The following is an 18,878-nucleotide window of genomic DNA, read 5'->3' as shown; positions in this document are numbered from 1 at the left end:
TCCTTTAAAAAGGACTGGTATAGAATCGCAACATTGGTATTCTATCAGAAAATCAAAATAATTGCAAGCCCTTTTCGTCATTATGTTTCATATCTTTGAAAATCTTTGAAATTATTTTTTCTTTTTATTATTGTTTTGCTTTTTTTATGGAGTCGTATTATAATATTAGCTTATAAAGGAGAATTTCGATATGCTATTTGATATGATGAGCAATATGTTAAAGGGACAGCCCCTGGACATGGCGTCCGTAGTATCACAAATACTGGCAACATTATTTGTTATTTTCTGTATCTTACCGCTGCATGAGTGCGCCCATGGCTGGGTTGCCTATAAGCTTGGCGATAAAACCGCAAAGTACAGCGGCAGGATTACGTTAAACCCGATCGTCAGCCTTGACCCGATCGGTGCATTCTTTCTTTTGATGTTTGGCTTCGGCTGGGCGAAGCCGGTGCCGGTCGATACAAGATATTTTAAAAATCCCCGCCGGGATATGGCGATTACCGCTCTTGCCGGACCAATCGCAAATTTGCTGGCTTCTTTTGTTGGCGCAGTCATTTATTTGGCTCTCTTTGTGTGGAAGGGCCTTTCAATGCCCGGATTTGTTTATGATTTCTTTACGGCCTACATCGTAATTAACGTTTCGCTGGCGGTATTCAATTTGATTCCGCTTCCGCCGCTTGACGGCTCCAAGATACTCGGCGCTTTCCTTTCCAGCAAGGCACTCTATAATTATTATCGTTACCAGAATATTATTATTATGATTGCGTTTGTTGTCTTGTTCAGCGGCATGCTTCGCGTTCCTCTCGCAATTTTACAGAATGTATGTTTGAACGGGGTCCTCTGGCTGGCTACGCTGCCATTTAAACTTTTCGGTTTGTTATAAAGTGGGGCAATATGGAAAAACTATCCTATAAATTGCCGGTATTTGAGGGACCGCTTGACTTATTGCTCTATCTGATCCGGAAAAACAAACTGGATATCTGCGATATTCAGATTTCTGAGCTTTTGGATCAGTATATGGAGCAGATAAACGCTATGAAGGAAGAGGACATGGACGTTGCAAGCGAGTTTCTGGAAATGGCCGCCCGTCTTGTTTATATGAAAACCGTTTCCCTTCTTCCCAAACATGAAGAGGGCGAAAAGCTCCGGCAAGAGTTGAGCGGGCAGCTTTTGGAATATCAGGAATGCAAACGCATTGCGGAGCTGATGGCGGAAAGGCTGAATTATGATATCTTTGTCCGCGAAGCGGCGGAAATCGAGTTTGATCAGACATACCGCCGCCACCATACGCCCATGGAAATTTATAACGCCTATTATATGGCTGTCGGGCATGGAAAACGCTTTATCCCGCCGTCGCCGGAGGTGTTCTCAAACATTGTAACGCATAAAATTGTATCCGTATCTTCCCGGATCATACATGTTCTGCGCCGCCTTTACCGTACGAATGAGGTAAGGTACAAAGAATTATTTGCGGATAAAACCGATAAATCGGATTTGATAGCGACTTTTTTAGCGGTGTTGGAACTGGTAAAAGGGAAGCGTGTGCAAATTAACGGAGAAAAGGGCAATGCAACGGTCAAATTGATTTGTGGCGGTGTAAAAAAATGGAGATTAAAAAAATACAAGGCGCAATAGAAGCGATTCTTTTTTCAAGCGGCGACCCGGTATCCATTGACAGGATTGCGGACGCTCTGGAACTGGATAAGCCAACCGTTCTGAAAATAGTGAAGAATTTAATGGATGAATTTAACCGGGAAGAAGCCGGAATTCGAATTGTACAGCTTGACGAACAATTTCAGATGTGTTCCAATCCGCAATATACACCGTTTGTCCGCCGCATTTTGGATATGCGCAGGAATACGCCGCTTTCCCAGGCAAGCATGGAAGTGCTCGCGATTGTAGCGTATAACCAGCCGGTTACCAAGGCGTTTATTGAGCAGATCCGCGGGGTGGATTGCTCCGGCGTATTGGGCAGCCTTACGGCAAAAGGGCTGATTGAGGAACGGGGCCGGCTGGAATTGCCGGGAAGGCCTCTGCTTTACGGTACGACTCCAAGTTTCTTACGCTGCTTGAACGTTTCTTCGCTCAGCGAGCTTCCTCCCCTTGAAAAAACGCAGCAGCCGGAGGAGGAAGAGAACGACCTCAAGAATGTTTCAGCCGGATAGGCAAGACCGCTGCTGGAGGCTTTATGAACGCGTTAAAGATTTTTTTTATAATCATCCTTTTCTTTGGCATCCTTCTTATCTGTCCGGTTACCGTAAAGATGCGCTTTGAAAACGAGTTTACGGCAACGATTCGGTACCTGTTTTTCCGATATAAAATTCCTGCGGAACGGGAGGCTCCCCAAAAATCCGAGGAAAAAGTTGGTAAAGAGGAAGCGGAAGAAAAAAAGGATACAAAATCAAAAATTAAGGAAATAATAAAGCAGAAGGGTTTATCCGGCTTTCTGAGTATTATCAGCGAATTTTCCTCTATAGCAACCGGAGCCGCAAAAAAGCTTTTTTCCCATCTGATCATTCAAAATATTTCCGTGGAGATTACGGTTGCAGACGAGGACGCCGCGCAGGCCGCTATTAATTACGGCTATACCTGTTCGGTCGTGTATACGGCAATGGGGATTCTGGTTGCGAATAAGAATTGCAGGCGGTATCACATTAATGTTGTTCCCGATTTTAACAGGAAAGAGAGTAGCGTACTTTTTCAATACAAAGCCCGAATAATGCTGCTTTCGATTCTAATATCTTTACTGCCTGCGCTTATGCAATCGACGAAGCTCTATAAAGCGGCAAAAGCAAACCCGAAAATTTCAAATAATTCTACAAATAAGGCGGTGCATGAGCATGAGTGAACATCCCATTGAAGGCATGATGAATACGACCTTGGAAAAGATCAAGCAAATGGTCGATATCAATTCTATTGTCGGCGATCCGATTACATCGCCGGACGGTTCTATTATTATTCCAATTTCAAAAATAAGCTACGGCTTTGCTTCCGGCGGTTCCGATTTTCCAACGAAAACGCAAAGCGAGAAGACCTTCTTCGGCGGCGGTACCGGAGCCGGTGTTTCCATCAGTCCGGTTGCTTTTATTACTATTTGCAACGGAGAAGTAAAGATGCTGCAAATTGATCCGTACAACAATACGGCGGACCGGATTATCGGTATGTTCCCCGAAGTCATGGATAAAATCGGTGGAATGTTCGGCTCGAAAAAGGGAGACGGAAAACGGTACCGGGGCTCCGAAGGCAAATGCTGCTCCAAATCCGAGTCCGAGATAAAAGACGTTAAATTGGACGATCCACAAATATAATTACTCAATATTAAAGCAACCGTCTGCATATAGATTTATAGGCAGGTGGTTGTTTTGTTAAAAAAAGCAGCAATAACTTTTTTAATCGTTTTATTCTTTCCGTTCTTTTTTTCCATGATGGCTATCGCGGATACCGCTCCGCTTCAAGTGTCGGCAAAATCCGCTATTTTAATAAATGCGGATGACGGGCGGATTCTTTATGCAAAAAATGAAAACGAACGGCGCCCGATGGCCAGCACAACAAAAATTATGACGGCGTTAATCACGCTGGAAACCGCCGCTGTGAATAATAAAGTGGTGACGATTACTGACAAAATGGTGCGGGTAGAAGGTTCTTCCATGGGGTTGCGGCCCGGCGATAAGCTGAGCTTGAGGGCTTTAGCGGAAGGGATGCTGCTTGTTTCCGGCAATGACGCCGCAAATTCCGCCGCCATTGCGATCAGCGGTTCCGATCAGGCTTTCGCTGTTTTAATGAACAAGAGGGCCAAGGAATTAAACATGACTAATACGCACTTTGTCACGCCTTCTGGCTTGGATGATGAAAACCACTATACGACGGCCAAGGACTTGGCGATTCTTGCGGCGGCCGCAATGCACAATCCGGATTTTGCCGAGATTGCCAGCCAGAAGGTAATGGCAGTTCAGTTTGTGAATCCCGATCAAACGCGCAAGCTCAAAAATCATAATAAGCTTCTGAGTATGTATGATGGCTGTATTGGCGTAAAGACCGGATTTACAAAAAAATCCGGCAGGTGTCTGGTATCGTCTGCGCAAAGGAACGGAGTAAACCTGATTGCTGTTACCCTGAATGATCCGGATGATTGGAAAGACCATCAAAAGCTTTTGGACTATGGTTTTTCAAAATTGACCGGATATAAGATTGACGACTCCTCCTATGCTGTAAAAATACCGATCGTAGGGGGGGGCGCCGACAGCGTGGTTGTGCACGGCTGCAAGGGGAATGATATCGCGGTGGAATACAGCGATGTCTCGGGTATTAAACGAACCGTGGAACTGTCTTCTTTCTTGTACGCGCCCGTGGAGGAGGGGCAAACGGTGGGTTGCATACGGTATACGCTGAATACGCAGACGCTGGCCACCACGGATCTTGTTGCGGCAGCAACGGTAGCACAGGAAAAAACGGATAAGAACATATTTCAAAAATGGATGGAATGGCTTAAGAACCTATTTTAAATAACATAGAGGATGAATAAAATGGCAAAAGACGTGCGACTGCAGAAATTGATCGCAGACTGTGGAATCGCTTCACGCAGGAAAGCGGAAGAGATGATTTCCGCCGGGGAGGTTAAAGTAAACGGGGTTACCGCGAAAATCGGCGATAAAGTTGATCCCCAAAAGGATAAAGTCAGCATTAGGGGGAAGTTTCTGGACGCGCATGTGAAGGAAGTTTATATCATGCTGCATAAGCCGCGCGGCTTCATTACCACCATGAGCGATGAAATGAACCGGAAATGCGTCGCCGAGCTGGTTAAAGATATTCCTGAGCGCGTTTATCCGGTTGGGCGTCTGGACAGGGAATCCGAAGGGCTGCTTCTCATGACAAACGACGGGGAGTTTGCAAACGCGATGACGCACCCTTCTCTTCATATTCCGAAAACCTACCGCGTAACGGTCCGGCCCGGCATAACGGAGGATCAGTTGACACAGATTGCCGTTGGGATTGTTATTGACGGTAGAAAAACAGCGCCTGCAAAGGTAAACGTAATTTCGCAGGAAGCCGGGCGCGTTGTTCTGGAAATCGTTTTATACGAGGGAAGGAACCGGCAGATTCGTAAAATGTGCGAACAGCTTGGTTTGAAAGTCGCAAGGTTGAAACGCATTGCGGTCGGTCCGGTGAAACTTGGCATGCTTCAGCCCGGAAAGTGGCGTCCGCTTACAAATGAGGAAGTAAAAAAACTGATGGCCGGTGCAAAAGAAGGCAAGTCCAGAAAAGCTTAAGGAGGAAAGCGGATGATTACCATACTGCCGCTCAAAGACAGGGAAAGGACGGAACGAATTTTACGGTCCGTCCCCGGCGCAGAAGATGACGCACGGGTTCTCGTAATGTGCGAAGGCGCGGATGAACGAGGTTATATTGTTGTGGACATGAAAGCTTCCACTATCCGTTTGCTGAAAATGGAGATATCTGGCTGCAAGGATTTTTCGCAGGCGGATGGGGACAGCCGCATGTGTGCGGACAGCCTGATGCGTGCCGCAGCTTCCTTTGGCTCAACGATTGGCGCGTATCAGATGGAGTCAAAAATTGCAGGATGGGAGCCGTTTTTTCAGTCTGCCGGCTTTGTTCTTCAGAACGGAAGTATGCTCTGTCCCCTGTCGAAATTTGTAAAGATTTGCAATTATAGTGAATAAATAAGATTATCCCTTGCCTTTCCGTTGGGAATATATTATAATTTATTTAAAATTTGAAAATTTTTTCACAAGTATTTTACCAATATTGGAGGAATAAAAATGAATAAGGTCGACAATGCTGAACTGTTGCATCGTCTGCGCGATTCGGTGGAAAGCACAACAGGGTATCAACGCATCAACGCTTTATTTGACGCAGGCAGTTTTAATGAAATAGACTGTTTTGCGAAATCCGGTGAAAACTTGGCGGAAGTAATCACAGGGTATGGTACGATTGAGGGCTGTCCGGTCTTTGTGTTTTCCCAGAACAAAGATATTGAAGGAGGAGCCATGTCCAAAGCACAGGCTTCTAAAATTAAGAAATTATATAATCTGGCTTTAAGAACAGGTACTCCAATTATTGGGATTTATGATTCCATCGGAGGGCGTTTGAAAGAGGGAAGCGATATTTTTGCCGCGTATGGGGATGTGCTTGCAAATGCGAATGAACTTTCCGGCGTTGTTCCCCAAATATCATTGATTCTAGGACCTTGCATCGGTACCTCGGCGATGATTGCCGCGAGCGCTGATTTTATTGTAATGTCTAAGAACAGCGAACTGACCATTGACACAAACGGTGAACATGGTTCGGCGGAAGAGGCGGCAAAAATGGGGATCTGCCATATCGTTTCTGAAGATGAGCAGGACGCCATTTCAACTGTACGCAAGCTGGTAACGCTCCTTCCTTCCAATAACCTGTCCGGTATTCCAGTTTTGGAAATGCAGGCTATCAGCGACGAAACGGAGTTAACGTGCGATTCCGATATGAGAACGGTTCTTACCGCTGTATGTGACGACGCCAGTTTTGTAGAACTGGGCGACCGGTTCGGAACGTCTTCCATAACCGGTTTTGCGGAAATTGATGGTTCTACAACCGGAATTGTAGCATTACAAGGGGAGCTTGATGCGGATTCCTGCACGAAAGCGGCTCGTTTTATCCGGTTCTGCGACGCATTTTCCCTGCCGATTGTGACCTTTGTCAACGCGGAGAAATTTGAATCTCTTCGTGAAGCTTCTAAGCTCTCTAGCTCTTATTCCGAAGCGACCACGGGGAAAATCACGGTTATAACCGGTTCCGCTTATGGCCCCGTTTATATTGCGGTCGCCGGCCGCGGAGCGAATTCGGATTACACGATGGCGTGGCCCAATGCGGTGGTTTCCCCGCTTGCGCCGGAAACAGCAGCAATCTTTCTTTGGAACGACCGCCTTGCCAATTCTGCCAATCCGGTGGAAGACCGTAAAAAGCTGATTGAAGAATATAAAGAAACGGAAGCCTCTCCGTTTGCTGTTGCTGCAGATGGATACATTGAGGATATTGTTCATCCGAAAGATACAAGGATTCGCGTTATCGCAAACCTGCAGATGCTCGCGGAAAAAAGAGTTTCCGGCCTTTCCAAAAAACATAGTAATATTCAAATATAGATTCTATTACTCATAGAATTCTGCATATTTTAGGAGGTCAACGAAATGAAGAACCTTAAAATAACCGTTAACGGCACAGTGTATGATGTTCAGGTAGAGGAAGTTGGAAATACCCCACCTGCTTCCATATCTACCACGCCCGCAGTCGTACCGCAACCTGCTGTTGCACCCACGCCCGCCCCGGCTCCTGTGAAAGCACCGGCAGCAAAGGCGGATGTTCCGGCAGACGCAGAGTTAATATCTTGCCCAATGCCAGGTACCATTGTATCGGTCAATGTTACCCCCGGGCAAAGCGTTAAGAAAAATGACGTCCTGCTCATATTGGAGGCAATGAAGATGGAGAATGAAATTATGGCTCCGCATGATGCGACCGTCGCAGCCGTACATGTAAACAAAGGGGACAGCGTCGACTCCGGCGCTCCTCTTGTTTCCCTCCATTAAGGAGGTAAATTAAGATGAAGAAAATTGGTATTACTGAAACCGTTCTGCGTGACGCGCACCAGTCTTTAATTGCCACCAGAATGCCGATTGAGGACATGCTACCGATACTTAACAAACTAGACCAGGTCGGTTATTACTCGCTTGAATGCTGGGGTGGGGCGACTTTTGACGCCTGTCTTCGTTTTTTAAATGAGGATCCATGGGAGCGGCTCCGGATCATCCGAAAGAATTGCCCGAATACGAAGCTGCAAATGCTTTTCAGAGGGCAGAATATGCTGGGTTACCGCCATTATGCGGATGATGTTCTGGAATACTTTGTCCAGCGCTCCGTTGCAAACGGAATTGATATTATCCGGATTTTTGACGCGCTGAACGATCTTAAGAACCTGAAAGTTGCCATTAAAGCCGCGAAAAAAGAGGGCGCGCACGCGCAGGTAGCGATATCCTATACGACAGGTCCTGTTTTTACGCATGAGTATTATGTGGATTACGCGAAGCGGATTGAAGAAACCGGAGCGGATTCCATCTGTATTAAAGATATGGCCGCGCTTTTAACGCCGTATGAAACATATGACATTGTAAAGGCAATCAAAGCCGCCGTAAAAATTCCGGTGCAGCTTCACACGCACTACACCTCCGGGTTGGCCTCCATGTGCGAACTGAAAGCGGTCGAAGCGGGCGTTGATATGCTGGATACGGCAATGTCCCCCTTGGCGCTTGGCACGTCCCATACTCCGACGGAGTCCATCGTGGCGGCGCTGAAAGGTACGGATTACGACACCGGTTTGGATTTGGTCCTTTTAAACGAAATTCGTGAATACTTTATGACCTTACGGGAGAAATACATTAAGAGTGGGCTGCTTGACCCCAAAATGCTTGCGGTTAACACCAAGGCTTTGATCTATCAGGTGCCGGGCGGAATGCTTTCCAACCTGCTTTCGCAGCTGAAACAGGCGGGGAAGGCAGACAAACTGGAGGAAGTTATGCAGGAGGTCCCCCGTGTGCGCAAGGATGCTGGATATCCTCCGCTGGTAACCCCAACCTCGCAGATTGTCGGTACGCAGGCTGTTTATAATGTCATAACCGGCGAGCGTTATAAAATGTGCACGAACGAGTTCAAGGATTTGATCGCCGGAAAGTACGGAACCACACCCTTGCCGGTTGATGAAGAATTTGCAAAGAAGATTATCGGCGATACGGAAAGAATCACCTGCCGCCCGGCGGATTTGCTCGAACCGGAGCTGGAATCCCTGCGAAAGGAATGTGCGCAGTGGATTGAGCAGGAGGAAGATGTTCTGTCCTACGCGCAGTTCCCGAAGGTAGCGACGGACTTCTTTAAAAAACGTGCGGAAAAGAAATACGGAATTGACGGGAAACACGCCGACGCAGAAGAAAAGATTCATCCTGTCTAAATAATGATGATTGTCAATTCAGCCTCAGTACTGGGGCTGAATTGTTTTGCTCTGGTTGACAATAACAGCAGGAAACTGTTAAAATAATAAAATAATATGCTTTGTTTGATTCCGAACAATTCCGTATGATTTTAAAGTGAATTGAGATGAAATGCATGATTAGAAGCATGACCGGTTTTGGCAGATGCGAAAAAATGGTGAACGGGCGGAATATTATTGTTGAAATCAAATCCGTCAATCACCGGTATTTTGAATTTACTTCCCGCATAACCCGCGGATACGGTTTTTTAGACGATAAATTGAAATCCTATCTGCAAAGCAAGATTTCCAGAGGAAAGATTGATGTATTTGTATCGGTTGAAACGTTAGAAGACACGGATGCTCAGGTTCTTATCAATCATTCCTTAGCCGCCGGATATGTTAACGCCTTGCGCGAACTTTCCGAGCGCTACAATTTGAAAGATGATATTTCCGTAAACACTATTTCGCGATATTCTGATATTTTTACCATTCATAAAGCGCCGGATGACGAGGCGATGATTTGGGACGCCGTTCGAATGGTAACGGACGAGGCGTTGCAGGCCTTCATTGCCATGAGGGAAACCGAGGGCGCCCGTTTAAAAACGGACGTGTTGCAACGCGCGCAAACCATTTTGGAAATTGTGGGCAAAATTGAGCAACGTTCTCCTCAAACAGTAAAAGAATATCAACAAAAGCTTTTTCAAAAGCTGAGGGAGATGCTCGGCGACTCCAATATAGACGAACAGAGGATTTTGACCGAGGCGGCGATCTTTGCGGATAAAGTGGCAGTTTCAGAGGAAACCGTACGGTTGCGCAGCCATTTTGACCAGTTTGCCAATATGTTAAAATCCGATGAGGCGGTTGGACGGAAGCTGGATTTTATTGTTCAAGAAATGAATCGTGAAGCAAATACGATCGGTTCCAAATGTGTTGATGCGCAGATCGCCCATATGGTTGTGAATATTAAGGCAGAGATTGAAAAAATTCGTGAACAAATACAAAATATCGAATGATTGATGTGGCAATCGTAAGGAGTATTTTATGAAGCTTATAAATATTGGCTTTGGCAATATGGTTTCCGCAAATCGTCTTGTGGCAATTGTAAGCCCGGAATCCGCCCCAATTAAACGCGTTATTCAGGATGCAAAAGAAAGGGGTACCTTGATCGACGCGACTTACGGGCGCCGTACCAGAGCGGTTATTATTACGGACAGCGACCATGTAATCCTGTCGGCCGTACAGCCGGAAACGGTAGCCAACCGCCTGAACGACCGCGAAGAGGATTTGACCGAGGAGGAACTGGAAGAAGATGAAGAGTAAAGGTCTTCTGATTGTTTTTTCCGGCCCGTCCGGGGTTGGGAAGGACACGGTACTGAAACATTTGCTGGAGAAAGACCCCAATATCCGTCTTTCCGTATCCGCGACAACACGTCCTCCAAGGGAGGGTGAAATCGATGGAAAGGATTATTATTTTTTAACGAAGGAAAAATTCCAGGAGATGGCGGAAAACGGCGAGATGCTCGAAAGTGCCGGGTACTGCGGAAATTTTTACGGAACCCCAAAAAAACCAATTGAGAAATGGCTTTCAGAAGGCTTGGATGTGGTATTGGAAATTGAAGTGCAGGGCGGGGCGCAGGTTCAAAGCAAGTGCCCGGACTGTGTCGGTATCTTCATTTTGCCTCCATCGCTGAAGGTTCTTGAAAACCGCTTGAGAAACCGCCGTACGGATAGCGACGACGTTATTCAGAAGCGGCTTATGGTTGCGCGGGATGAAATATTACAAGCCGTCCATTATGATTACGCCGTTATAAATGATACGGTGGAACAGGCAGCGGAGGAAATCATTCATATCCTTCATGCCGAAAAGCATAAAGTGCAGCGTGATAATAATTTAATTGAAAGGATCTTAAACCATGCTTAAACCATCTGCAGATCTTATTATAGGACCCGATCAAAGCCGGTACTCCCTTGTGGTTGCCGTATCGAAAAGGGCGAGGGAAATTGCTTCCGAAGCGGAAGAAAAAGGGGAAATATTAACAGAAAAGCCGGTGGATCTGGCTGTTCATGAGCTTATGGAACATAAATATATTGTTGTTGAACCAAAGCAAGAGGCATCGGAATAAAATCTTTGAGGTTAAAACATGTCCGAATTTACCGTTGCAAAAGTTGCGGTTGAGAAAACCGTTTATCATTTTGACAAGGCTTTCGACTATTGCGTTCCGGAAACACTATTGGCGGATGCAAAGCCGGGCTGCCGCGTCATCGTTCCATTCGGCGGAGCCAACAGCAAACGTCAGGGGATTATTCTTGCGATTACTGAACAAAAGGTTGCAGATTGCTTAAAACCTATTCTGGCGGTGCTTGACAAGGCGCCGCTTCTTTCAAATGAAGGCTTGCAGCTGGTTTCTTGGATGAAGGAACATTATTTTTGCACTCTGTTTGATGCGGTTAAGCTTCTTTTGCCCGCTGGCTTGAATTTAAAAATCCGAACGGAATACTCTTTGGCTGTAAATTCGGACACGCTTTTCATGGAAGATTTCAGCGAGTCGGAGAAGCAGGTCATTCGCTATTTAGCGCATGCCAGAACTTCTGTTGACCGGGACAAGTTGCTTTCTGCAATGGGTTTTTCCGACGATTCCGTATTGCAAAAGCTTTGCAGCGCGAATGTGCTGGTCAAAAGCAGCGGAGCGGTACGCCGGATTGGAGACGCGGCGCAGAAGATGGTGCGCTTAACCGATCTTTCGTATCTGCCGAAGCTTACAAAGAAACAGAAAAATGTATACGATCTTCTTTGCGAAGCCGGCAGTGCTTCCCTGAAAGAGCTTTGCTATTTTGCTGGGGTGACCCCCGTGGTGGTAAATACGCTTGCGACAAAGGGCATTGTGCAGTATTTTGAAATGGAAGTTTACCGGAACCCTTATGAGCATATTTCGGGAAACGGAGATGCTGAGGATATCGTGCTTTCTTCCGAGCAGCAGAAGGCCTTCGAGAATCTCTATCAGCAATACCGGTCAGGAAAGGGCGGCGTTTCCCTTCTTTACGGAGTAACCGGAAGCGGAAAGACATCCGTGTTTATGCGGCTGATTGACGAAGTAAAGGGAGAAGGCCGCGGGATTATCGTTATGGTGCCGGAAATTTCACTCACTCCCCAGACTGTCGCCCTGTTCCACCAAAGGTACGGCCGTAGCGTAGCCGTTTTTCATAGTGGGCTTTCGCTGGGCGAACGTTTGGATGAATGGAAAAGAGTAAAAAACGGGGAAGCGCAAATTGCTGTCGGTACCCGTTCCGCTGTTTTTGCCCCTTTTCAGGATCTCGGTATTATTATTGTGGATGAGGAACAGGAATACACTTATAAATCGGAATCCTCCCCACGCTACCATGCGCGCGAAGTTGCAAAATTCCGCTGCGCATATCATAAAGCGCTTCTTGTTTTGTCATCCGCAACCCCTTCCATCGAGAGCTATTACCTTGCGCAAAACGGGCGATACAGCTTGAATACGCTTTCCACCCGCTTCGGCTGTGCAGAGCTGCCGGAAGTGACGGTGGTCGATATGAATAGGGAATTGGAAAATGGGAACGATACGATTTTAAGCGCGGAATTATTTTCCGCTTTAAACGATAACTTGAAAAACGGAAAGCAGTCGATTCTCTTGCTGAACCGAAGAGGGTTCCATACCTTTGTTTCCTGTAAAAAATGCGGACAGGTTGTTACTTGCCCGCATTGCAGTATCTCTCTTACATACCACTCCGCCAATAAACGTCTGATGTGCCATTACTGCGGTTATTCTATTCCGTTTACCAAGGAATGCCCGCAGTGCCACGAGAATCAGGTTTACTATACGGGCTGGGGGACGCAGCGCGCCGAACAGCAATTACAGGAGCTCTTGCCGGATGCGCGTATTTTGCGGCTGGACACCGATTCCACCATGACGCGCTTCGCTTACGAAAGAAAACTCCGGCTTTTTGCGCAGGGTGAATACGATATCATTGTGGGAACGCAGATGGTGGCGAAGGGGCTTGATTTTGAAAACGTTACGCTGGTCGGTGTTCTTTCCGCCGACCAGACATTATACAGCGATGATTTCCGCAGCTATGAACGCGCGTTTGATCTTATAACGCAGGTTGTCGGCCGATCCGGCCGGGGCAAGTTTGCCGGAAGGGCGATCATTCAGACATTTACCCCGGAAAATTCTATTTTGCGGCTTGCCGCGCGGCAGGATTATCAGGAGTTTTACAAGGGCGAAATTGCTATCCGGAAAGCGATGCTTTACCCTCCTTATTCCGATATCTGCGTTATTGGTTTTGTGGGAAATATGCAGGATCAGGTACATAAAGCCAGCAAAACTTTTTTAAGCAACCTTGCATTTCTGGCAAAAAGCGAATACCCCGAACAGCCGCTGAGGGTATTAAATCCGGCACCCGCATTAATCGGTAAGGTAAATAATAAATATAGATATAAATTAATCATTAAATGCCGCAATAACGCAAAATTACGGGAAATGATTTCCCGTCTGCTGATTCAGTTTTCAGAAAACCGTGAATATAAATCCGTTACCGTTTTTGCTGATATGAATCCGAATAGCATTCTATAAAATGGAGGTATAATTATGGCAATTCGAAACATTATAAAAGAAGGAGACCCTTTTCTAAATAAAGTCAGCCATCCTGTTGAGAAATTTGACAAGAAGCTGGTGCAGCTGTTGGATGACCTGCAGGAAACCATGCATGACGCGGACGGCGTCGGGCTGGCGGCGCCGCAGGTAGGAATCCTGCGCCGCGCCGTTGTGGTCGATATCGGCGAGGGCCCAATTGAGCTGATTAATCCAGTTTTTCTTGAACAAAGTGGAGAACAGGAACCCTTAGAAGGATGCCTTTCCGCCCCCGGGCAATACGGAATTACCAAGCGCCCAATGCACGTGAAGGTACGGGCGCAGAATAGAAAAGGCGAGTTTTTTGAAATAGAAGGCGAAAAATTGCTGGCTACGGTTTTCTGCCATGAAATCGACCATCTCGACGGTATCCTTTTTAAATCCCATGTAATCCATATGCTTAGTGAAGAAGAATTAGCGAACTTAAAATAATGAATTGGGTGATTCAATGCGTATCATTTTTATGGGTACACCGGATTTTGCCGTGCCGTGCCTGCAATCCATCATAGAAAAGCATACGGTCTGCGCGGTCTTTACACAGCCGGATAAGCCGAAGGGCAGGGGCTATGCACTAACCCCGCCGCCGGTGAAAGTGCTTTCGCAGGAAAAAAACATTCCTGTTTACCAGCCGAAAACCCTGCGCACAGAGGAAGCGGCACAATTGATTAGGGACCTTCATCCGGATGCGATTGTTGTCGTCGCCTACGGGAAAATTCTGCCCAAAGAGATCCTTGCGGTTCCGCCTTACGGCTGCATTAATGTGCACGCTTCCCTTCTTCCGAAGTACCGCGGGGCGGCGCCGATTCAGTGGGCGGTCATCAACGGAGAAAAGGAAACCGGCGTTACAACCATGTATATGGCGGAAGGGCTGGATACCGGCGATATGCTGTTAAAGGAAAAAATAGAAATCGGATCGGAGGAAACGGCAGGGGAACTGCACGACCGGCTTTCCCAGCTCGGTGCGGAGTTGATTATAAAGACGCTCGAGGGAATTGAAAAAGGCGCCATACAGCGAATCCCACAGGGAGATTCGGAAACCTGCTATGCTTCTATGCTGACAAAAGAGCTTTCCCATATCGACTGGAACAAACCGGCGCAGGAAATTCATAATTTGGTGCGGGGCCTGTCCCCGTGGCCGGTTGCGGATACGACTTTCCACGGCAAGCTTTTGAAGATATACAAAACCAAAATTGTGGATGGCTATTCGGGAGAAGCAGGGCATCCGGTAAACGCGAACGGCGTGTTTATTGTTTGTTGCGGAGGCAATACGGCGCTGGAATTGCTGGAAGTCCAATATGAAGGCAAAAAAAGAATGAGCGGAAAGGATTTTCTGCGCGGGCATCCGATTGGAGAAGAAAAGATTTTACGATAAACGAGGTGTTTTTCAATGGGATTCTATTATTTTGACTATACATATTTCATATTTATTCTTCCGGCTCTGATCATCACTATGTATGCTCAGTTTAAAGTACAGTTCACATTTGAGAAGTATTCCCGCATCTTGACAATCCGGAACATGACTGGCGCGCAGGCGGCAGACAGCGTCGCGCGGTTCGGCGGTGCTGCCGGTGTGCAGATACAGCGCATCCAGGGCAGACTTACGGACAATTTTGACCCGCGCGATAACACAATCCGTCTATCTGACGATGTTTATTCGTCCACAAGCATTGCTTCTGTGGGCGTGGCAGCACATGAGGCCGGTCACGCGATTCAGCACGCGCAGGGCTATTTTCCCAATAAAGTTCGTACAGTTCTGGTTCCGATAACAAATTTCGGCTCCAGTTTGGGGATGCCGCTCGTGATTATCGGCCTGATTCTGCCGGTGAGGTATAGTTTTGTCGTGTATCTGGGTATTGCCCTCTTCGGGCTGGCTGTGCTGTTTCAACTGGTAACCCTGCCGGTTGAATTCAACGCAAGCATACGCGCAATCCGCGCGCTGGACGAAGCGGGGATTCTGTACCCCGATGAGCTTGAAGGCGCAAAAAAAGTATTGAAAGCTGCTGCGATGACTTATCTGGCGGCCAGTTTTGCCGCGATCATGTCCCTTTTAAGATTGGTTGTCCTTGCGGGGAACAGACGGGGTAGGGATTAATGAATAACGCAAGGTCCGCGGCGCTTGCGGCGTTGCTGCATGTAAACGTTGACGAAGGCTATTCCAACATTGTTCTTGATAAAACGCTGGAAGCCTATTCACTAGATCAACGGGACAAAGCGCTGGCGTCCGCTATTTTTTACGGTGTTCTGGAGCGCAGGTTGACGCTCGATTATATTCTAAATCAATTTTCAAAAACTCCTGTTTCGAAAATGTCGCCGGTTGTGCTTGAAATCCTTCGGATGGGCGCGTTTCAGATTCTTTATCTTGAAAAAATTCCAAATTCTGCGGCGGTAAACGAGTCAGTAAATCTAGCAAAGGCCAACAAGGCCGCAAAAGCTTCCGGTTTTATTAATGCGGTTCTGCGTTCCCTCATTCGGAACATCGACCAGATAAAAATGCCGGATGCTCAAACGGAACCGCGAACGGCTCTAAGCATTCAATACTCCTGTCCGGAATGGATTATCCGACTTTGGGAGGAAGCCTACGGGCACGATTGCATGACCGGTCTGCTGCGAAGCGCCTTTCAGAAGCCGCCTATATTCGCAAAAGTGAATAATCTTTCCATATCCGAGGAAAACTTAATTGCAAGACTGGAACAGGAAGGGATCAAAGCAAAAGCTGTACCATGGTTTATTAACGCACTAGAACTGGAACATACCGGTTCAATCGGTAGTTGCAAAAGCTTTCGGGAAGGACTGTTTCATATACAGGATCTTTCCTCGCAGCTTTGCTGTTTTTTGTTTGACCCGAAACCGGGTGAAAGAGTGATCGATGTGTGCTCCGCGCCCGGCGGCAAAGCATTTACAATTGCTGAAATGATGGAGGATCAGGGCGAGCTTCTCGCTTTTGACCAATACAAAGGAAAAGTGCAGTTAATCCGGCAGGGTGCGGAACGCTTAAAGCTGACGATTATCCAGGCTGCGGTCCGGGACGCATCTAACCCGAAAATGGAACTTTCTCCTGCCGACAGGGTGCTTTGCGACGTTCCATGCTCCGGATTGGGAATTATCCGCCGCAAGCCGGAAATTAAATATAAATCGAAGCAAGCTATTGACAGTTTGCCTGATTTGCAGTACGGTATTCTGTGTAAATCTTCAAAACTGGTAAAGGACAATGGAATATTGTTTTATTCTACCTGTACTTTAAACCCAAGAGAGAATTTCGAAGTAACAAATAGATTTATAAATAACCACGACGATTTCGAACCGTTGCCGCTTCATTTGCCCGCCACGATTCAGCATTCTGTGGATGAACCGGCAAACCAGCTTACACTGATGCCGCATTTTCATGGTACTGACGGCTTTTTTATTGCGGCTTTTCGAAAAAAATAGGAGTGAATGTTTTGAGTCAGCAGGATATCAAATCAATGACTCTGGATGAATTGAAAGCCGATTTTGCCGCCGACGGCCAACCGGCTTTTCGCGCATTGCAGGTTTATAAATGGGTTCATCGCGGAGTATTCGATTTTGAAGAAATGTCCGATCAATCGAAGGCATTCCGGCAAAGACTTTCAGAAAGATATTACATAGCGAATGCTGTGATTGAAAAAAAACTGGAATCAAAACTGGATGGCACCATCAAATATTTGTTCCGCCTAAACGACGGCGAGCATGTCGAAAGCGTATTAATGGATTATCACCATGGACATACGATTTGCATTTCCACTCAGGTCGGCTGTAAAATGAACTGTTCCTTTTGCGCCACCGGGAAAAGCGGTTTTTCCCGGAACCTGAAGGCTTCCGAAATGCTTGCACAGATACAGGCGGCTCAAAAGGATATCGGAATCCGCATTTCGAACGTCGTGATGATGGGTATGGGGGAACCGCTGGATAATTACGAACAGGTTCTTCGCTTTCTGGAACTGGTTACCTCCGACGACGGAATGAATATCGGGATGAGGCATATCTCACTTTCTACCTGCGGCATCGTGGACAAAATCTATGATTTGGCGGAAAGGAAACTGCAGCTTACCCTATCCGTTTCTCTGCACGCGCCAAATGATTCGATCCGTGCCAGGACCATGCCGGTAAACCGTAAATGGGGTGTTGACGAGCTTTTAAAAGCGTGCCGTTATTATGCGAAAATAACAGGGCGCCGCGTTTCTTATGAATACGCAATGATTAGCGGCGTAAACGACAGCGACGCCTGTGCGGCGGAGCTTGCTGAAAAACTGAGCGGCTCCCTCAGCCATGTCAATTTGATTCCGGTAAATGCCGTGAACGGGATCGGCTTCAAAAAGAGTTCGAACGAACGGTTACAGAAATTCATCCGGATCCTTTCCAATAAGGGGATAACGGCTACGGTTAGAAGGACGCTCGGCTCAGACATAAACGCTTCCTGCGGACAGCTAAGGCGCAGGTATAAGGAGGAGGTGGCCAATGTTGAAAATTTACAGTAAAAGTGATATTGGCCTAATCAGACAAACAAACCAGGATGCCTGCAAAAGCGGAATATTTCCGGATGGGGCCGCATGGGCCGTTGTATGCGACGGGATGGGCGGTGTAAACGGAGGCAACATCGCAAGCAGTATTGCCGTAGACTGTATTTCAGATCAGATGCAGTCATCTTATACTCCGGGTATGTCCGATAACGCAATTAAGGATTTAATCACAACAGCAATTTATAACGCGAACCTCACCATACACGAGAAAGCGAAAGGAGACGCGGAACTGAACGGAATGGGAACCACGGTGGTGGCTGCGATTCTTTCCAATGGGCTGGCACATATTGCGCATGCAGGCGACAGCAGGGCGTATCTTTTGGGCAAAGACGGAATAAAACAGTTGACCGTAGACCATTCGATGGTGCAGGAGATGGTAAATAACGGTGACTTGACAGAACAACAGGCAAAAATACATCCTCAAAAAAATATTATCACGCGGGCTTTGGGTGTGGAACCCTCCATTTTAATCGACTATTGCGAAAAGGAATTTCTTGCAGGTGATTTGCTTTTGATTTGTACGGATGGATTGACTAATTACGTTGACGCCGAGCAAATTTACCAGCTTTCCGGCACAATGAATGCAGAAAGTCTGACCGAGAAACTCGTTATGCTTGCAAAGGACTGCGGCGGTGGTGACAATATAACCGTTGTCATCATTGAGAACTAACTGCTGACAGGAGT

22 protein-coding genes are annotated in these 18,878 nt (G+C 46.9%); all 22 read left to right on the top strand.

The genetic code is table 11. The annotated features are described in order from the left end of the window. Window positions 1-190 precede the first annotated feature (190 nt). The 22 genes from CAGA_RS07350 to CAGA_RS07245 all read left to right on the top strand — a co-directional run bounded on the left by CAGA_RS07350 (window position 191) and on the right by CAGA_RS07245 (window position 18,864). Window positions 191-883: a site-2 protease family protein gene (locus CAGA_RS07350; protein ID WP_243112979.1), complete on the top strand. Its 693-nt coding sequence runs from the start codon at window positions 191-193 to the stop codon at window positions 881-883. 11 nt (window positions 884-894) lie between these two features. Next, window positions 895-1,635, top strand: coding sequence for a segregation and condensation protein A (locus CAGA_RS07345; RefSeq protein ID WP_135659346.1), 741 nt, complete (start codon window positions 895-897; stop codon window positions 1,633-1,635). Next, window positions 1,605-2,165: an SMC-Scp complex subunit ScpB gene (gene scpB / locus CAGA_RS07340; protein WP_135659344.1), complete on the top strand. Its 561-nt coding sequence runs from the start codon at window positions 1,605-1,607 to the stop codon at window positions 2,163-2,165. The genes CAGA_RS07345 and scpB overlap by 31 nt, the downstream gene beginning before the upstream one ends. A gap of 23 nt (window positions 2,166-2,188) precedes the next feature. Then, entirely contained in the window at window positions 2,189-2,848 is a 660-nt protein-coding gene (locus CAGA_RS07335) for a DUF2953 domain-containing protein (protein ID WP_135659342.1), read from the top strand. Continuing rightward, complete coding sequence (gene ytfJ / locus CAGA_RS07330; RefSeq protein WP_135659340.1) at window positions 2,841-3,308, top strand: GerW family sporulation protein; 468 nt, start codon at window positions 2,841-2,843, stop codon at window positions 3,306-3,308. The genes CAGA_RS07335 and ytfJ overlap by 8 nt, the downstream gene beginning before the upstream one ends. A gap of 45 nt (window positions 3,309-3,353) precedes the next feature. Then, window positions 3,354-4,502, top strand: coding sequence for a D-alanyl-D-alanine carboxypeptidase family protein (locus CAGA_RS07325; RefSeq protein ID WP_243112978.1), 1,149 nt, complete (start codon window positions 3,354-3,356; stop codon window positions 4,500-4,502). A 21-nt stretch (window positions 4,503-4,523) separates the two neighbouring features. Beyond that, a complete protein-coding gene (locus CAGA_RS07320; RefSeq protein WP_135659338.1) occupies window positions 4,524-5,267 on the top strand; it encodes a pseudouridine synthase in 744 nt (247 codons plus the stop codon). 12 nt (window positions 5,268-5,279) lie between these two features. Further along, window positions 5,280-5,678 carry a hypothetical protein gene (locus CAGA_RS07315; protein WP_135659336.1) on the top strand — a complete coding sequence of 133 codons (399 nt, stop codon included), beginning with the start codon at window positions 5,280-5,282 and terminating at the stop codon, window positions 5,676-5,678. Between the two features lie 99 nt (window positions 5,679-5,777). After that, entirely contained in the window at window positions 5,778-7,136 is a 1,359-nt protein-coding gene (locus CAGA_RS07310) for an acyl-CoA carboxylase subunit beta (protein ID WP_243112977.1), read from the top strand. Between the two features lie 45 nt (window positions 7,137-7,181). Further along, window positions 7,182-7,577: a biotin/lipoyl-containing protein gene (locus CAGA_RS07305; RefSeq protein WP_135659334.1), complete on the top strand. Its 396-nt coding sequence runs from the start codon at window positions 7,182-7,184 to the stop codon at window positions 7,575-7,577. A gap of 14 nt (window positions 7,578-7,591) precedes the next feature. Beyond that, window positions 7,592-8,989 (top strand): oxaloacetate decarboxylase subunit alpha, encoded by a 1,398-nt coding sequence (locus tag CAGA_RS07300; protein ID WP_135659332.1) that lies wholly within the window; start codon window positions 7,592-7,594, stop codon window positions 8,987-8,989. 155 nt (window positions 8,990-9,144) lie between these two features. Next, complete coding sequence (locus tag CAGA_RS07295; RefSeq protein ID WP_135659330.1) at window positions 9,145-10,023, top strand: YicC/YloC family endoribonuclease; 879 nt, start codon at window positions 9,145-9,147, stop codon at window positions 10,021-10,023. 28 nt (window positions 10,024-10,051) lie between these two features. Further along, complete coding sequence (remA, locus tag CAGA_RS07290; RefSeq protein WP_135659328.1) at window positions 10,052-10,330, top strand: extracellular matrix/biofilm regulator RemA; 279 nt, start codon at window positions 10,052-10,054, stop codon at window positions 10,328-10,330. After that, window positions 10,320-10,931 carry a guanylate kinase gene (gene gmk / locus CAGA_RS07285; RefSeq protein WP_135659326.1) on the top strand — a complete coding sequence of 204 codons (612 nt, stop codon included), beginning with the start codon at window positions 10,320-10,322 and terminating at the stop codon, window positions 10,929-10,931. The genes remA and gmk overlap by 11 nt, the downstream gene beginning before the upstream one ends. Beyond that, a complete protein-coding gene (locus CAGA_RS07280) occupies window positions 10,924-11,133 on the top strand; it encodes a DNA-directed RNA polymerase subunit omega (protein ID WP_135659324.1) in 210 nt (69 codons plus the stop codon). Before gmk ends, CAGA_RS07280 begins: the two co-directional genes overlap by 8 nt. Before the next feature lie 18 nt (window positions 11,134-11,151). Next, window positions 11,152-13,602, top strand: coding sequence for a primosomal protein N' (gene priA / locus CAGA_RS07275; RefSeq protein WP_135659322.1), 2,451 nt, complete (start codon window positions 11,152-11,154; stop codon window positions 13,600-13,602). A 15-nt stretch (window positions 13,603-13,617) separates the two neighbouring features. Continuing rightward, window positions 13,618-14,091 carry a peptide deformylase gene (gene def / locus CAGA_RS07270; RefSeq protein ID WP_135659320.1) on the top strand — a complete coding sequence of 158 codons (474 nt, stop codon included), beginning with the start codon at window positions 13,618-13,620 and terminating at the stop codon, window positions 14,089-14,091. 16 nt (window positions 14,092-14,107) lie between these two features. Continuing rightward, window positions 14,108-15,031, top strand: coding sequence for a methionyl-tRNA formyltransferase (gene fmt, locus CAGA_RS07265; protein WP_135659318.1), 924 nt, complete (start codon window positions 14,108-14,110; stop codon window positions 15,029-15,031). Between the two features lie 15 nt (window positions 15,032-15,046). Continuing rightward, on the top strand, window positions 15,047-15,751 hold the full coding sequence (locus tag CAGA_RS07260; RefSeq protein ID WP_135659316.1) for a zinc metallopeptidase: 705 nt from the start codon (window positions 15,047-15,049) through the stop codon (window positions 15,749-15,751). Then, entirely contained in the window at window positions 15,751-17,085 is a 1,335-nt protein-coding gene (gene rsmB / locus CAGA_RS07255; RefSeq protein ID WP_135659313.1) for a 16S rRNA (cytosine(967)-C(5))-methyltransferase RsmB, read from the top strand. The genes CAGA_RS07260 and rsmB overlap by 1 nt, the downstream gene beginning before the upstream one ends. A gap of 11 nt (window positions 17,086-17,096) precedes the next feature. Then, window positions 17,097-18,152 (top strand): dual-specificity RNA methyltransferase RlmN, encoded by a 1,056-nt coding sequence (gene rlmN / locus CAGA_RS07250; RefSeq protein WP_135659311.1) that lies wholly within the window; start codon window positions 17,097-17,099, stop codon window positions 18,150-18,152. Further along, window positions 18,133-18,864: a Stp1/IreP family PP2C-type Ser/Thr phosphatase gene (locus tag CAGA_RS07245; protein ID WP_243112976.1), complete on the top strand. Its 732-nt coding sequence runs from the start codon at window positions 18,133-18,135 to the stop codon at window positions 18,862-18,864. Before rlmN ends, CAGA_RS07245 begins: the two co-directional genes overlap by 20 nt. Window positions 18,865-18,878: the final 14 nt, after the last annotated feature.

This window comes from Caproiciproducens galactitolivorans, assembly GCF_004768785.1.
Taxonomy (GTDB): domain Bacteria; phylum Bacillota; class Clostridia; order Oscillospirales; family Acutalibacteraceae; genus Caproiciproducens; species Caproiciproducens galactitolivorans.
Note: the sequence above shows the minus strand (reverse complement) of the source record. Positions and strands in the feature narration are given on the sequence as shown.

Bases quoted from the DNA above. Each gene is read 5' to 3' on its own strand.
- CAGA_RS07350 (WP_243112979.1), top strand. From the start codon at position 191: ATGCTATTTGATATGATGAGCAATATGTTAAAGGGACAGCCCCTGGAC.
- CAGA_RS07345 (WP_135659346.1), top strand. From the start codon at position 895: ATGGAAAAACTATCCTATAAATTGCCGGTATTTGAGGGACCGCTTGAC.
- scpB (WP_135659344.1), top strand. From the start codon at position 1,605: ATGGAGATTAAAAAAATACAAGGCGCAATAGAAGCGATTCTTTTTTCA.
- CAGA_RS07335 (WP_135659342.1), top strand. From the start codon at position 2,189: ATGAACGCGTTAAAGATTTTTTTTATAATCATCCTTTTCTTTGGCATC.
- ytfJ (WP_135659340.1), top strand. From the start codon at position 2,841: ATGAGTGAACATCCCATTGAAGGCATGATGAATACGACCTTGGAAAAG.
- CAGA_RS07320 (WP_135659338.1), top strand. From the start codon at position 4,524: ATGGCAAAAGACGTGCGACTGCAGAAATTGATCGCAGACTGTGGAATC.
- CAGA_RS07315 (WP_135659336.1), top strand. From the start codon at position 5,280: ATGATTACCATACTGCCGCTCAAAGACAGGGAAAGGACGGAACGAATT.
- CAGA_RS07310 (WP_243112977.1), top strand. From the start codon at position 5,778: ATGAATAAGGTCGACAATGCTGAACTGTTGCATCGTCTGCGCGATTCG.
- CAGA_RS07305 (WP_135659334.1), top strand. From the start codon at position 7,182: ATGAAGAACCTTAAAATAACCGTTAACGGCACAGTGTATGATGTTCAG.
- CAGA_RS07300 (WP_135659332.1), top strand. From the start codon at position 7,592: ATGAAGAAAATTGGTATTACTGAAACCGTTCTGCGTGACGCGCACCAG.
- CAGA_RS07295 (WP_135659330.1), top strand. From the start codon at position 9,145: ATGATTAGAAGCATGACCGGTTTTGGCAGATGCGAAAAAATGGTGAAC.
- remA (WP_135659328.1), top strand. From the start codon at position 10,052: ATGAAGCTTATAAATATTGGCTTTGGCAATATGGTTTCCGCAAATCGT.
- gmk (WP_135659326.1), top strand. From the start codon at position 10,320: ATGAAGAGTAAAGGTCTTCTGATTGTTTTTTCCGGCCCGTCCGGGGTT.
- CAGA_RS07280 (WP_135659324.1), top strand. From the start codon at position 10,924: ATGCTTAAACCATCTGCAGATCTTATTATAGGACCCGATCAAAGCCGG.
- priA (WP_135659322.1), top strand. From the start codon at position 11,152: ATGTCCGAATTTACCGTTGCAAAAGTTGCGGTTGAGAAAACCGTTTAT.
- def (WP_135659320.1), top strand. From the start codon at position 13,618: ATGGCAATTCGAAACATTATAAAAGAAGGAGACCCTTTTCTAAATAAA.
- fmt (WP_135659318.1), top strand. From the start codon at position 14,108: ATGCGTATCATTTTTATGGGTACACCGGATTTTGCCGTGCCGTGCCTG.
- CAGA_RS07260 (WP_135659316.1), top strand. From the start codon at position 15,047: ATGGGATTCTATTATTTTGACTATACATATTTCATATTTATTCTTCCG.
- rsmB (WP_135659313.1), top strand. From the start codon at position 15,751: ATGAATAACGCAAGGTCCGCGGCGCTTGCGGCGTTGCTGCATGTAAAC.
- CAGA_RS07245 (WP_243112976.1), top strand. From the start codon at position 18,133: ATGTTGAAAATTTACAGTAAAAGTGATATTGGCCTAATCAGACAAACA.